General features: G+C 67.7%; 12 protein-coding genes. 9 read left to right on the top strand and 3 right to left on the bottom strand.

Annotated elements, in window-relative coordinates; translation table 11 throughout:
• Positions 1 to 50: 50 nt before the first annotated feature.
• The gene (locus AC5RUM_RS18510) at positions 51 to 1,502 is read right to left on the bottom strand and encodes an amino acid permease (protein ID WP_494036325.1); all 1,452 of its coding nucleotides are present in this window, start codon (positions 1,500 to 1,502) and stop codon (positions 51 to 53) included.
• Positions 1,503 to 1,680: 178 nt separating this feature from the next.
• Here AC5RUM_RS18510 and AC5RUM_RS18505 point away from each other — a divergent pair, with 178 nt between their 5' ends.
• The 6 genes from AC5RUM_RS18505 (at position 1,681) to AC5RUM_RS18480 (ending at position 8,109) form a co-directional block, all read left to right on the top strand.
• The gene (locus tag AC5RUM_RS18505) at positions 1,681 to 2,160 is read left to right on the top strand and encodes an Lrp/AsnC family transcriptional regulator (protein WP_494036324.1); all 480 of its coding nucleotides are present in this window, start codon (positions 1,681 to 1,683) and stop codon (positions 2,158 to 2,160) included.
• A gap of 153 nt (positions 2,161 to 2,313) precedes the next feature.
• Complete coding sequence (locus AC5RUM_RS18500; protein WP_494036323.1) at positions 2,314 to 3,024, top strand: NUDIX hydrolase; 711 nt, start codon at positions 2,314 to 2,316, stop codon at positions 3,022 to 3,024.
• Positions 3,021 to 4,325: a quinolinate synthase NadA gene (nadA, locus tag AC5RUM_RS18495; protein ID WP_494036322.1), complete on the top strand. Its 1,305-nt coding sequence runs from the start codon at positions 3,021 to 3,023 to the stop codon at positions 4,323 to 4,325. Before AC5RUM_RS18500 ends, nadA begins: the two co-directional genes overlap by 4 nt.
• Positions 4,326 to 4,345: 20 nt before the next feature.
• Entirely contained in the window at positions 4,346 to 6,073 is a 1,728-nt protein-coding gene (gene nadB, locus AC5RUM_RS18490; RefSeq protein WP_494036321.1) for an L-aspartate oxidase, read from the top strand.
• On the top strand, positions 6,066 to 6,938 hold the full coding sequence (gene nadC, locus AC5RUM_RS18485) for a carboxylating nicotinate-nucleotide diphosphorylase (protein ID WP_494036320.1): 873 nt from the start codon (positions 6,066 to 6,068) through the stop codon (positions 6,936 to 6,938). Before nadB ends, nadC begins: the two co-directional genes overlap by 8 nt.
• 7 nt (positions 6,939 to 6,945) lie before the next feature.
• Entirely contained in the window at positions 6,946 to 8,109 is a 1,164-nt protein-coding gene (locus AC5RUM_RS18480; RefSeq protein WP_494036319.1) for a cysteine desulfurase family protein, read from the top strand.
• Between the two features lie 23 nt (positions 8,110 to 8,132).
• On the opposite strand, the gene AC5RUM_RS18475 is transcribed toward AC5RUM_RS18480, so the two are convergent.
• Together AC5RUM_RS18475 and AC5RUM_RS18470 are read right to left on the bottom strand one after the other, a co-directional pair.
• A complete protein-coding gene (locus AC5RUM_RS18475; protein ID WP_494036318.1) occupies positions 8,133 to 8,999 on the bottom strand; it encodes a fumarylacetoacetate hydrolase family protein in 867 nt (288 codons plus the stop codon).
• A 63-nt stretch (positions 9,000 to 9,062) separates the two neighbouring features.
• Positions 9,063 to 9,725, bottom strand: coding sequence for a DUF1684 domain-containing protein (locus AC5RUM_RS18470; protein ID WP_494036317.1), 663 nt, complete (start codon positions 9,723 to 9,725; stop codon positions 9,063 to 9,065).
• Between the two features lie 121 nt (positions 9,726 to 9,846).
• Between AC5RUM_RS18470 and AC5RUM_RS18465 the strand changes: the two genes are divergently transcribed.
• The 3 genes from AC5RUM_RS18465 (at position 9,847) to AC5RUM_RS18455 (ending at position 12,312) form a co-directional block, all read left to right on the top strand.
• Positions 9,847 to 10,638, top strand: coding sequence for a hypothetical protein (locus AC5RUM_RS18465; RefSeq protein WP_494036316.1), 792 nt, complete (start codon positions 9,847 to 9,849; stop codon positions 10,636 to 10,638).
• Positions 10,639 to 10,710: 72 nt separating this feature from the next.
• Entirely contained in the window at positions 10,711 to 11,529 is an 819-nt protein-coding gene (locus AC5RUM_RS18460) for a transglutaminase-like domain-containing protein (protein WP_494036315.1), read from the top strand.
• A gap of 45 nt (positions 11,530 to 11,574) precedes the next feature.
• Positions 11,575 to 12,312, top strand: coding sequence for a VOC family protein (locus AC5RUM_RS18455; protein WP_494036314.1), 738 nt, complete (start codon positions 11,575 to 11,577; stop codon positions 12,310 to 12,312).
• The last annotated feature ends 14 nt before the right edge of the window (positions 12,313 to 12,326 follow it).

Below are 12,326 nucleotides of genomic sequence, written 5' to 3'. Positions count from 1 at the left end.
CTGCACAAATTGTGCAGCAGGGCCGGCGTTCTTCTCTTGCGTGCCGCCGCCTATTTGCGCACGCGGGCAGTCGAGGCGGCGCGTGATCCTTCGTCGGCCGCGCCGGATTCCGGATCTTCGGCTGCTGCCTTTGCTGCGGATTTCGCAACAAGCCGGGCACCGAAGCGGCAGGCTGCGGCGATGCCGGCGATCAGCAGAATGGTGCTGAGCAGCTGGATCCGGCTGCTCTCGGCGCTGAAGCCCACGGCGAAGACCAGCCCGAGGAGCACCAGACCGAACACCGTCAGGGCCGGAAACCCCTTCATGCGCAGGGGCAGGGGAGTGCCGTCCCGGTCGGCTCGCCGGCGCAGGATTAGCTGGGAGACCAGGGCCGTGCCCCAGACCACCAGGCACGTCGAGCCGACAAGCTGGAACAGTGCAGGCAGGATCCGTTCGGGGAACAGCAGTTCGAGGACAGTGGCAATGAAGCCGAAAGCTACGGAGACGCCCACGGCAACCACCGGCACCTTGGCGCTGCTGAGGCCCGACAGGAAGCGGGGTGCCTCGCGGCGCTGCGACAGCGAATACACCATGCGGGAGGCGCCGTAGAGGTTGGCGTTGAGGGCGGAAAGAAGGGCCACGACGGCCACCAGGGTTATGGCCGTACCGGCGCCCGGAATGCGGGCCGCATCCAGGACCCCGGCGAACGGCGAAGCGAGGGCCTCGGAGGTGGACGGGAGGACTGCCGCTATGACGAACACCGATCCGATGTAGAAGACCAGGATGCGCCAGACCACGGTGCGGATGGCCTTGGCCACGCTGCGCTCGGGATTTTCCGTCTCCGCCGCGGCGACGCTGACGATTTCCGTGCCGCCGAAGGCAAAGATCACCACGAACAGCGCTGTCGCAATGCCGCCGAGTCCCGCCGGGGCGAAATCGGACGTGATGTTGGCCAGGCCGGGGGAGGCGACGTCCGGCAGGATTCCCAGGAGCAGCGCGGCGCCGATGGCCAGGAACAGCACGATGGCCGCGACCTTGAGGATGGCAAACCAGAACTCGAACTCGCCGAAATTCTTCACGCCGGCAAGATTGATGGCCGTAAACGCCACCATGAAGATGAGCGACAGGGCCCAGACGGGAATCACGGGCCAGACAGAAAACAGCAGCCCGGCCGCGCCGAGGGCTTCCGCAGCGATGACCACCACGAGCTGCAGCCACCACAGCCAGCCCACGGTGGCTCCAGCAGTCTTGCCCATGGCCTTCTCGGCGTAGACGGAGAAGGCTCCGCTGTTGGGGTTGGCGGCAGCCATTTCGCCAAGCGCCCACATGACCAGGATGATCAGCGTTCCGGCGACCAGATAGGAGAGCAGGACCGCCGGCCCCGCGGCCTGGATGCCTGCGCCGGAGCCGAGGAAAAGCCCGGCTCCGATGGCGCTGCCCAGGCCCATCATGGTCAGCTGCCTGGGTTTCATGCTGTGGCCGAGTTCTACGGCCGGACGCTCTGCCGTGGACTTCATTGTCATGCCTGCGTACCTTCTTGGGGTCGGTGGGAGAGGGGCCCTTTTGGGACGTTCCGAATTTACCGCCTTGTAACGGACGCCACTGCATCCGCGTGTGAGACCATGGATGCAAATTGTGCAGGATAAGTGCCGGATCGGCTCCATCTTGCGTTGACGGCATCCCAAGGGGTGGGGAATAGCGATGGTGGTCGACGGACTGGACGCCAAAATTGTCCGATTCTTTACCGATGCACCGCGGGCCTCGGTGCTCGAAGCCTCCCGGGTGCTCAAGGTCGCCCGCGCTACAGTGCAGGCGCGGCTGGACCGCATGGCGGACAGTGGTGTGATCGGATCGTGGGTGCCGCTTCCGGACCCTTCCCATTTCGGCTTTCCGGTCGTGGCATTTTGCTCGCTGACTATCAACCAGGACCTGGGGCACGACGCCGTCGTTGAGGCGCTCGCGGAGATTCCGGAGCTGATAGAGATCCATACGGTGTCCGGCAGTTCGGACCTGATGGCCCGCATCGCCGCCCGCTCCAACCCGGACCTGCAGCGCGTGCTCGACGCCATGATCGCCACGAAAACGGTGGTGCGCTCCTCCTCGGTGATCGTGCTCAACACCCATTTCCAGGGCCGGACGCTCCCACTTCTGGAAGCCGAGGCAGCCGGCAAGCACAGGTAGCGGCGGCGGCCGCCCCTCTTGCCAGGGCACGCCCAGCTGCAACATTTTGCTCCAAGTCCGGTGGGCCGTAGAATCAGTTTTAGTCATTGTGACTTTAACTGGAGGGCGGTCAGCAGGATCGGCCCGATGACGCAGCGAAGCGGGTGAAAAACCGTGTACACCACCTCAGCCAACGTGGCGGAGCGGCAGATTGCGCCGCCGTCGCTGGCCATCTCCACGGTGATCTTCGCCCTCCGTCCCAGCGAGGCCTCGGGCCGTCCGACGCTGTGGCTGCCGCTGGTGCGCCGCATCCGGGAACCGTTCAAGGGCCTCTGGGCGCTCCCCGGCGGCCCCCTGACCCACTCGGAATCCCTGCAGGACGCCGCCTCACGGAACCTGCGTGAAACCACCGGCCTCACGCCGAGTTACCTCGAACAGCTGTACGCCTTCGGCGGCCTGCACCGCTCACCCACCCAGCGTGTGGTGTCGATTGTCTACTGGGCGCTGGTCCAGCCCACCGAGGCCGCGCTCACCGGCGAGTCGGAGAATGTCAGATGGTTCCGGGCGGACAGGCTGGGGGACCTGGCCTTCGACCACAACGCGATCGTTGACTATGGCCTCTGGCGGCTGCGGAACAAGCTCACCTACGGCTCCATCGCGTACCACTTCCTCGGCGAATACTTCACCCTCGCCCAGGTCCGGGAGGTCTACGAAGCCGTCCTGGACACCAGGCTGGACCCGGCCAACTTCCGCCGCCACATCAAGGCCACACCGGACATCGAAGAAACCGGTGAGTACCTCCAGGGCGGCAAACACCGCCCGCCACGTCTCTACCGATTTACCGGCCGCCCCGGCCTTGACCCAGATAACAGGAGCACCCCATGAGCAGCGTCAACACAGCAATCCAGCTGATCACGCGTGAACAGGCCGAGAAAGGCGCAGCGGCTGCCGGCAGCACCTGCAGCCCGGCACTGGCCAAAGGCCCCTGGGACTATGACCTGGCCGAAGCCCTGGCCGGCGTCCCCGCGTACGGTCCGGGAGCCTCCAGCGCCGACGTGGCACCGCCCTCGACGCCCCGGCAGGGCCAGCTCCCGGAGGAGTACAAGCTCGCAAGCGACACCGAGCTCGATGCCCGCATCCGTGCAGCCAAGGACGCCCTGGGCGACCGTGCCGTCATCCTGGGGCACTTCTACCAGCGCGACGAAGTGGTGCAGTACGCCGATTTCGTCGGCGACTCCTTCCAGCTGGCCAATGCCGCCCTCACCCGGCCTGACGCCGAGGCCATCGTGTTCTGCGGCGTGCACTTCATGGCGGAGACCGCCGACACCCTCTCGAAGCCGGAGCAGGCGGTCATCCTGCCCAACCTCGCTGCCGGCTGCTCCATGGCGGACATGGCCGACGAGGACTCCGTAGAGGACTGCTGGGAACAGCTGGAGGAAATTTTCGGCACCGAGCCCGACGCCGAGGGCCGTGTTCCGGTCATCCCCGTCACCTATATGAATTCGTCGGCTGCGCTCAAAGCCTTCTGCGGCAAGCACGGCGGCATCGTCTGCACCTCCTCCAACGCCAAGACCGTGCTGGAATGGGCCTTCGAGCGCGGCCAGCGCGTCCTGTTCTTCCCGGACCAGCACCTGGGCCGCAACACCGCCAAAGCGCTGGGCGTGCCGCTGGAGCAGATGCCCATGTGGAACCCGCGCAAGGAGCTCGGCGGAAACGACGAACAGGCGCTGCTGGACTCCCGGGTGATCCTCTGGCACGGGTTCTGCTCCGTCCACAAGCGCTTCACCGTGGCGCAGATCGAGAAGGCCCGCGCTGAATTTCCCGGCGTCAACGTGATTGTCCACCCCGAGTGCCCCATGGAGGTGGTGGATGCCGCCGACTCCGCCGGATCCACGGACTTCATCCAAAAGGCCATCGCGGCCGCCGAGGAACCGACGGTGTTCGCGATCGGCACCGAAATCAACATGGTGAACCGCCTCGCGGCCCAGTACCCGCAGCACACCATCTTCTGCCTGGACCCCGTTATTTGCCCGTGCTCCACCATGTACCGGATTCACCCCGGCTACCTGGCCTGGGTGCTGGAGGAACTCGTCGCAGGCCACGTGGTCAACCGCATCACCGTGGATGACGCGGTGCAGCAGAACGCCAGGACCGCTCTCGAGCGCATGCTGGCCGCCAAACCCTAGTAACCCGAAGTGAGGCACGGATGACCACATCCAGCGGACCCCCGGCGCCCGGCCGCCGCCGGCTGATTGTCGTTGGCAGCGGCATCGCCGGCCTTTACGCGGCCCTGCTCGCCTCGGAAGCAGGGGCCGACGTCGTGCTGCTCACCAAGGCCGCGCTCGCGGACAGCAACACGTACTACGCCCAGGGCGGCATTTCGGCCGTCCTGGACGAACCGTCGCCCGGGGACACGGTGGCAGCGCACATCGCGGATACGCTGAAGGCCGGCGCCGGCCATTGCGACCCGGACGCCGTGCGGGTGCTTTGCACCGAGGCGCGCCGGGACATCGCAGGGCTGGAACGCTTCGGCGTGCGCTTTGACCTGGACGACGACGGCGATCCCGCCTTGGGTCTTGAAGCCGCCCACTCTGCGCCGCGGATCCTGCACGCCGGGGGCGACGCCACCGGGGCGGGGATAGCCAACGCCCTGATCTGCGCCGTGCTGGCCGCTCAGGCCTGCGGAAAAATCCGGCTGTTGGGCCATGCGCGCACCACGGCGCTCGTTCGGACCGGCCGGCGCGTGACGGGTGTGGAGTACCTGCACGACGGCCAGCTGAAAAGCATTGAGGCCGACGCTGTGCTGCTTGCCACCGGAGGCGCCGGGCAGCTCTTCGCCCAGACCACCAACCCCTCCGTTGCCACCGCTGACGGCCTGGCGCTCGCCTGGCGGGCGGGTGCGGCCGTGACGGACCTCGAGTTCTTCCAGTTCCACCCCACCTGCATGGTCCGCAGCGCCGAAGCCGCTGAATCCGAGGGCAACCAGGACCCGCTGCTGATCTCCGAAGCAGTCCGCGGTGAGGGCGCCATCCTCGTGGACGCCCGTGGCCACCGCTTCATGCCGGACTACCATGCGGACGCCGAGCTCGCCCCGCGGGACGTCGTTTCCCGCTGTATCGCCCTCCACCTCTCGGCACTGGGCGATCCCAACGGCCATGTGTACCTCGACGCCCGCGTGATCGAGGCAGTGAAGGGGCCCGGATATCTGGAGCGCCGGTTCCCCACCATCACGTGGCGCACGCGTGAGGCCGGCGTCGACTGGACCACGGAACTCGTCCCCGTCGCGCCCGCAGCCCACTACTGGATGGGCGGCGTGACCACCGATCTGCACGGCCGCACCACGGTGCCCGGGCTCTTCGCCGCCGGCGAAGTCGCCCGCACCGGAGTCCAGGGCGCGAACCGGCTGGCCAGCAACTCCTTGCTGGAAGGGCTGGTCTTCGGCCGGCGCGCAGTCGAGGCGTTCCTGGGTGGTGATGTGGATTCCGCCGAATCGGACCTGCGACGGACTGCCAGTGATTCCCTTGAGTGGGAGTCAGCATGGGAGTTCGAGAGCGCTCCTGCTCCGGGGCCGATTGAGACGTCCTTTGCTGAGCCGGGGGAGTTCTCCCGCCAGGCCTTGCGGCGGCTGATGACTGCCCAGGCGGGTGTGCTTCGAACCGGTGCGCAGCTGCGGGAGGCGGGGGCCGCGCTCGCGGCGTGGGCCGCCGTCGTCCGTCCCGAATACCTGCCCACCGTGGACGACCCGCGGGAGCATGAGGACGCGAACCTTCTGCTGTCCGCCCAGCTCCTGGTCCACGCCGCCCGGGAGAGGCGGACGTCGCTCGGGGCGCACTACCGCGCCGATGGCACACCCGCCGTCCCGGCTGCGGCGGCCGCTGCAGACACTGATACGCGTTACACCATGAGCCGGAAAGCGAGCCTCGTCCATGACTAGCCTGACCCTCCCTGCAGCACCCGTCCGGGAAATCCTGGAACGGGCGTTCGCCGAGGATGCGCCCAGCGGGGACATCACCTCGCAGCTGCTGATCCCGGCAGAAGCACGGGCCACGGCCGTGCTGAACGCCCGCGTTCCCGGCGTCTTCAGTGGCGGCACCGTCTTCCGGGACGCCATGCTGCTCGTCGATCCGGACACTGAGGTGGAACTGCTGGTGGCTGACGGTGAAGCGTTCGACGCCGGAACCCGCCTTGCGCGGGTCAGCGGCCGGGCACGCAGCGTGCTGCTTGCGGAACGCGTCGGACTGAACCTTGCCCAGCGCATGAGCGCCATCGCCACCCGGACCGCCGAGTTCGTCCGGCTCGTGGACGGGACCAAGGCCCGCATCACGGACACCCGCAAGACCACGCCGGGCCTGCGCGTCCTGGAGCGCTACGCGGTGCGCTGCGGCGGCGGGGCAAACCACCGCTACAGCCTGTCCGACGCCGTGCTCGCCAAGGACAACCACCTCGCCGTGATGACCGGGGGCGATCCCAAACAGCTCACCACCCTCCTGGCGGCCGCCAAGGCGCAGCTCGGGCACACCACGCATTTCGAGGTCGAGGTGGACAGCGCGGATCAGATCGAGCCCGTGCTGGCCGCCGGCGTGGACACCATCATGCTGGACAACTTCTCCCTGGAGGAGCTGCGGGCCGGTGTGCGGCAGGTGGGAGGCCGGGCCGTGGTGGAGGCCAGCGGCAACGTCAATCTGGGAACGGTCGCCGACATTGCGGCGGCGGGCGTGGATGTCATCTCCATCGGCGCACTGACCCACACGGTCACGTCCCTGGACCTCGGCCTGGACGTCGAGTTGACGGTCAGCTGAGCAGGCCATGATCTTTCTTGACGCAGCCGCCACCACGCCCGTCCGGCGTGAAGTGCTGGAAGCGATGTGGCCCTTGCTCACCGGAGAGTTCGGCAACCCGTCCAGCCATCACTCGCTGGGCGGGGCAGCCGCAACGGCGCTCGCCGATGCCCGCAGTACGGTGGCGGGCGTGCTCGGCTGCCGCCCGGGCGAAGTGACTTTCACGTCCGGCGGAACGGAAGCCGACAACCTCGCCGTGAAGGGCATGGCGCTGGCGCGGCAGGCCGCGGACCCGGCACTGAACCGGGTGGTGATCAGCGCCATCGAGCATCCCGCCGTGGAGGAATCGGCCCGCTACCTGGAACGCTTTCACGGCTTCAGCGTGGACGTGGTGCCGGTGGACAGCACCGGGCGCGTGACCGCCGACGCCCTGGCCGCCGTGCTGGTGCCCGAAACGGCGCTGGTCAGCATCATGTTCGCCAACAACGAGGTGGGAACGGTCCAGCCGGTGGCCGAACTGGCAGCACTGGCACGGCAGCACGGCGTGCCGTTCCACACCGATGCCGTGCAGGCCGCCGGCTGGCTGCCTGTGGGCGTGAAGACCCTGGGGGTCGATGCCCTCAGCATCTCGGGCCACAAAATCGGGGCGCCGAAGGGCTGCGGTGTGCTGTTCGTGCGGGGCCGCACCCGCGTGGAGCCGCTCGTGCACGGCGGCGGCCAGGAACGCGGCCGCCGGTCCGGCACGGAGAACGTGGCGGGGGCCGTTGGCCTGGCCACCGCGCTGGCCCTGGCCCACAAGGATCAGGCGCGGCTTGCGGAACGGGTGACGGGCCTCAGGGACGGGTTCATCGCCGCGGTACTGGAGGGAGTCCCGGGAGCGGTGCTGACCGGCCATCCCGTGCACCGGCTGCCGTCCGTCGCGTCCTTCTGCTTCCCGGGCACCAGCGGGGAGTCGGTGCTGCTGGAGCTGGAGCGGCAGGGCGTGGTGTGCTCCAGCGGTTCGGCGTGCGCCGCAGGATCCGACGCGCCCTCCCCGGTGCTCCTCGCGCTGGGCATAGAAGCTGAAGTCGCCCAGACCGCCGTCAGGTTCAGCTTCGATTCCTCGGTGACCGAAGCGGACCTGGACGCAGCGGCGGTGGCCGTGCGGGCCGCCGTCGGAAGCGTCCGCACGCTCGGCTCCGCCAGCAGGTAGCTGCGCTCGCGGGCCGAAGCGGGCTAATCCAGCGGTGCGGCCAGCCTGACCGGGTTGGTGAGTTCGCCGATGCCGCCGACCCGGCAGGTGACGGTATCTCCGGCCGCGAGCCTTGCAGCCGTGGCCGGGAAGCCGGTGAGGACCAGGTCGCCTGGATGCAGCGTCATGAAGGAGCTGAGGTAGACCAGGATTTCGTCCACTTTCCAGCCAAGGTCAGCAGTGCTTGCGGGCGAGAGTTCGGTGCCGTTGTGGACGATGCTGACGGGAAGGTCGGCGGCATCCAGCCCTGTGACGATCCAGGGGCCGGCCGGCGTGAAGGTGTCCTGGCTCTTGGCACTGAGCCAGAGGTCGTCGGACTTCTGCAGGTCCCGGGCGGTGACGTCGTTGCCGATCGTGTAGCCCAGGATGGCGCTTCGTGCAGTGTCGAGGGTCAGGGCTTTGGCCTTGCGGCCGACGACGACGGTCAGTTCCGCTTCCGGCTCCACCAGGCCGGCTCCGTGGGGCAGTTCAATCGCCTGACCAGGGCCGACGACACTCGTGGCCGCCTTGTGGAAGGCCTGGGGCGGGAGGTCACGGCCTGCCCGGCCGGTGTTGTGGGCCATGCCCAGTACATTGCCGGGGACGCTGGGGGCCAGGAACCGGAAGGCGTCCTGCGGCACCGTGGCGCCGGGCTCCCAGCCGGTCCGCGGCGCACTGCTGGCGTTGGCCGGTGAGCCGGGGAAGGGGCTGTCGATGACCGTCCACTGCCGCCCGGCGTCGGTCTCGAAGCCAGCGGCCGCGTTGGTGACGTAGAACTGTTCGCCACATTCACCACCCCGTGCTGTCCTCCCGTCAGTCGTGGGGGAAAGGGGGCGGACACGGGCTATCCGGCGCGGGGGAGCAGGGGTCATTCAGCCATCCTAGGCAGGGGCAGGTGTTCGCAGTGAACTCCATGCCGCTGACATTGCGCCGCGTCAGTACAGTTCGCCCACCGGGATGTCGACCGCGAGGCGGTTCTCGGGACCGGCCAGCGGGCACGCCCAGGCCTCGTTGTAGGCGCACGAAGGGTTGTAGGCGAAGTTGAAGTCCAGCACGAACGCCGCATCCGGGCCCGAGCCGCGGACGCCGTGAAAGGCGCCCTTGATGGTGTCCAGCAGGTACCTGCCGGCGCCATAGCTGCCGCCGGGCTGGCCTGCGGTGGCGTCGCGGAACGGCACGAAGATGCCTCCGCCGTAGCCAATGAGCTTCCAGACAGCCAGCTGACCCATCTCCGGCAGATCGAACGTTCCCAGCCGCAAGAACCTGACGAGGCCGTCGGTGCCGGTTTCCACACTGATCTCGCGGCCGGCGCCCTCCTTGGTCAGGGGCACGTGGAAGCGGTAGATCGGATCGTAGTCGGCTGTCTTGAGGCCGCCGAAACTCGCCTTAGCCTCCGCCGTGAGGGCCGACGCCGGGTGCGTGGCGAACATGCGGTCCCGCTCCTGCCGCCAGTACGTATGCGCTTCCGCAGGGTTGTCCGCGGCGATTCTGCGGACATTGTCATAAAGGGCGAACGTACGCAGCCGCCAGTCAGCAACGTCGACGGCGGACATGCCCGCCAGGGCCTTCTCCGCTGCGTCAAGCTCGTGTTCCGCCATGTCCCCAGCCTAGCCTCCTTTCTGATCCCGGCACGCGCGGATCCCGGAAGGCGCAGCTCCGTCCGCGAAACACGAAGGCCGAAGACCCTGGCCGGGCGGTGCCGCACATTAGGCTGGAGGCATGACTGGGATGACAGCTTCCCGCAGGACCGGTGCGGCCGCCGTCGCGCTGCTCGCTGCGACCCTCCTGGCCGGCTGTGGCAATGACAGCAAGGGTTCCCCGGCCTGGACCGTGGAACCAAGCGGCGGCAGCGCATCCGCCGACGCAACGCCGGCAACAGCGTCCCCGACTGCCACCGCGTCAGGCGCCCCGTCCGCCCAACCCGGCACGACGGCGTCGGCCTGGAAAGTCTTCGCCGATCCCGCCAAGAAAGTCAGTTTCGAACTGCCGAAGGAATGGATAGCCCAGGCTGTGGAGCCGGACAAGGGCACACTGCCCGGCGCAGTCAAAATCGAGGTCAAGGACGCCGAGGGTACCTATCTGGCCACCCTCCAGACCGGGCTGCCGGAATCCGCGCCCGCAGCGTGCACCGCCGCCGCCAAGAAGTCCTATGTGGTGGTCAGCAGTGTGCCGGTGGAACTGCCGCACAGCGGCGGTGAGGGCACGATTTCGCCGCATGTGGTGTTCCGGGTGATCCAGGGGTACCGGTTCTTCGGCTCCTACGGAATCACGAATGTGGTGGGCGGAGCCGACTCCAAGGCGTGCCAGCTGCAGAACGTGGTCCGCGGGCTGGAAGGCCAGGGCAATTACTCCTTCAGCGATGTGCGGTCCCTGAAGTCCTTCGCGCCGGACGAGAAGGTGGCACCCGCGAAAGCCTTCGACACCCTGGACCAGGCCGCGGACTACGTGAACGAAGGCTCCGAATTTGCCAACGTCCAACGGATGCTAATGTCTCTGGAGATCAAGAACTAGTCCGCTGCCGCCGGCATACCCAACGGTCCGCAGCTGCGACTGGCTTCCACTTTCCTCAGACTCCGGAGAATAATGGAACGCACTGTGGCTGCACGCCTGGTCTTTCAGACCGTGGCCGATACCAAGGCGGCCCTGGCCATTTCCGTGGCCAGGAATCCGGGCTATATCTCCCTCGACGAATCTCTTTCGGTGTCGACTTCTGACTCGGGCGGAGACCAGCAGGTTCCCCTGACTGAGCTTTCCGACCACCATGGCGGCAGGTTCCACTACATGGAGTTCGCCGATCCCACGGAAGTCACCGTGGACTATACGGCCACCGTCAAGGGTTTCGCCGAACCGGAAGAAGCATCCCTGATGGAGCTCATCCGCTACGTCCGGCCGAGCCGGTACGCGGAATCGGACCGGCTGCTCCCCACGTCCTATGCGGAATTCAGCGGCCTGCACGGGCAGGAACTCCTCCGCGCCGTGCGCAACTGGGTCTGCAACGAGCTCCGCTACGTCAGCGGTTCGTCCCGCGGAACCGACGGCGCAGTGGAAACACTCCTGAACCGCCGCGGGGTCTGCAGGGACTATGCCCACCTGGCCATCTCACTGCTGCGGGCCAAGAACGTGCCGGCGCGCCTGGCCGCGGTGTACGCACCCGGCCTGTCGCCGATGGACTTCCATGCCGTGGCCGAGGCACACATCAACGGCGCGTGGCATGTCATAGATCCCACAGGGCTCGCCCCCAGGGAGACGATGCTGAGGATCACATCCGGCCGCGACTCCTCTGACACGGCCTTCCTGTCCACCGTGGGCGGAAGCCTGTCGCTGCGGGAACTGAAGATCACTGCGGTGGTCAACGGCGAGCTGCCGACCGAGGACCCGGACAAACTCGCCGTCCTCCGCTAGGCATGTCTCCCATATCGGGCAGTGCCTCGTATAGGGTCGGGCGGTATGGGGTTGCGACTCGTTCAGGTGAATTTCAAGGCTCGGGATGATTCAGCGCTCGGCCGGTTTTGGGCAGACGCGCTCGGCTGGGGCGTTTCCAGCGAGGGACCCGGCGTGACCAATGTTGAACCCGTAGGCGTCGTCTGGCCCGATCCCGCCGCCGTCTGCATCGATGTTGTCACCGTCCCGGACCCTGAGACGGTGGGATACCGCGCGCACCTGGATCTCGCCACGACCTCTGCGGCCCATCAGGCGGAGCTGGTCGCACACCTGGTGGAGCTCGGCGCGACGCCCGCGGCCGTGGGCCAGGGTGATGTGCCGTGGACGGTCCTGGCCGACCCGGAGGGGAACCTGTTCCGCGTGCTGGAGCCTCGATCCGTCTACTGCGACACCGGGCCGATCGCCGCGGTGGTGGTCAACTGTGCGGATCCGCGGGCCATGGCCCGGTTCTGGGGCGAGGCGATGGACTGGACCCTGCACGAGGTGACCGACGATCACGCGAGGCTGCGTTCGGCCAAGGGCGTCGGCCCGTATCTGGAGTTCCTTCGCACACCCGTCGTGAAGACCGTGTGTGGCCGTGTCCATCTGGACCTGAAGCCGTACCCCGGTGACGATCAGGCGGCAGAGGTGGCCCGGCTGCTGGATCTGGGCGCCACTGACGCCGACGTTGGCCAGGGCGATGTGCCATGGGTGTGCCTCACCGACTCGGAAGGCAACGAGTTCTGCGTCCTCACCCCGGGCTGACGCAGAACTCGCCG

The sequence above is a fragment of the Arthrobacter sp. B2060 genome, from assembly GCF_059090445.1.
Note: the sequence above shows the minus strand (reverse complement) of the source record. Positions and strands in the feature narration are given on the sequence as shown.

Excerpts from the sequence above, each read along its gene's own strand:
- AC5RUM_RS18510 (WP_494036325.1), bottom strand. The coding sequence starts at position 1,502 with ATGACAATGAAGTCCACGGCAGAGCGTCCGGCCGTAGAACTCGGCCAC.
- AC5RUM_RS18505 (WP_494036324.1), top strand. The coding sequence starts at position 1,681 with ATGGTGGTCGACGGACTGGACGCCAAAATTGTCCGATTCTTTACCGAT.
- nadA (WP_494036322.1), top strand. The coding sequence starts at position 3,021 with ATGAGCAGCGTCAACACAGCAATCCAGCTGATCACGCGTGAACAGGCC.
- nadB (WP_494036321.1), top strand. The coding sequence starts at position 4,346 with ATGACCACATCCAGCGGACCCCCGGCGCCCGGCCGCCGCCGGCTGATT.
- nadC (WP_494036320.1), top strand. The coding sequence starts at position 6,066 with ATGACTAGCCTGACCCTCCCTGCAGCACCCGTCCGGGAAATCCTGGAA.
- AC5RUM_RS18480 (WP_494036319.1), top strand. The coding sequence starts at position 6,946 with ATGATCTTTCTTGACGCAGCCGCCACCACGCCCGTCCGGCGTGAAGTG.
- AC5RUM_RS18475 (WP_494036318.1), bottom strand. The coding sequence starts at position 8,999 with ATGACCCCTGCTCCCCCGCGCCGGATAGCCCGTGTCCGCCCCCTTTCC.
- AC5RUM_RS18470 (WP_494036317.1), bottom strand. The coding sequence starts at position 9,725 with ATGGCGGAACACGAGCTTGACGCAGCGGAGAAGGCCCTGGCGGGCATG.
- AC5RUM_RS18465 (WP_494036316.1), top strand. The coding sequence starts at position 9,847 with ATGACTGGGATGACAGCTTCCCGCAGGACCGGTGCGGCCGCCGTCGCG.
- AC5RUM_RS18460 (WP_494036315.1), top strand. The coding sequence starts at position 10,711 with ATGGAACGCACTGTGGCTGCACGCCTGGTCTTTCAGACCGTGGCCGAT.
- AC5RUM_RS18455 (WP_494036314.1), top strand. The coding sequence starts at position 11,575 with ATGGGGTTGCGACTCGTTCAGGTGAATTTCAAGGCTCGGGATGATTCA.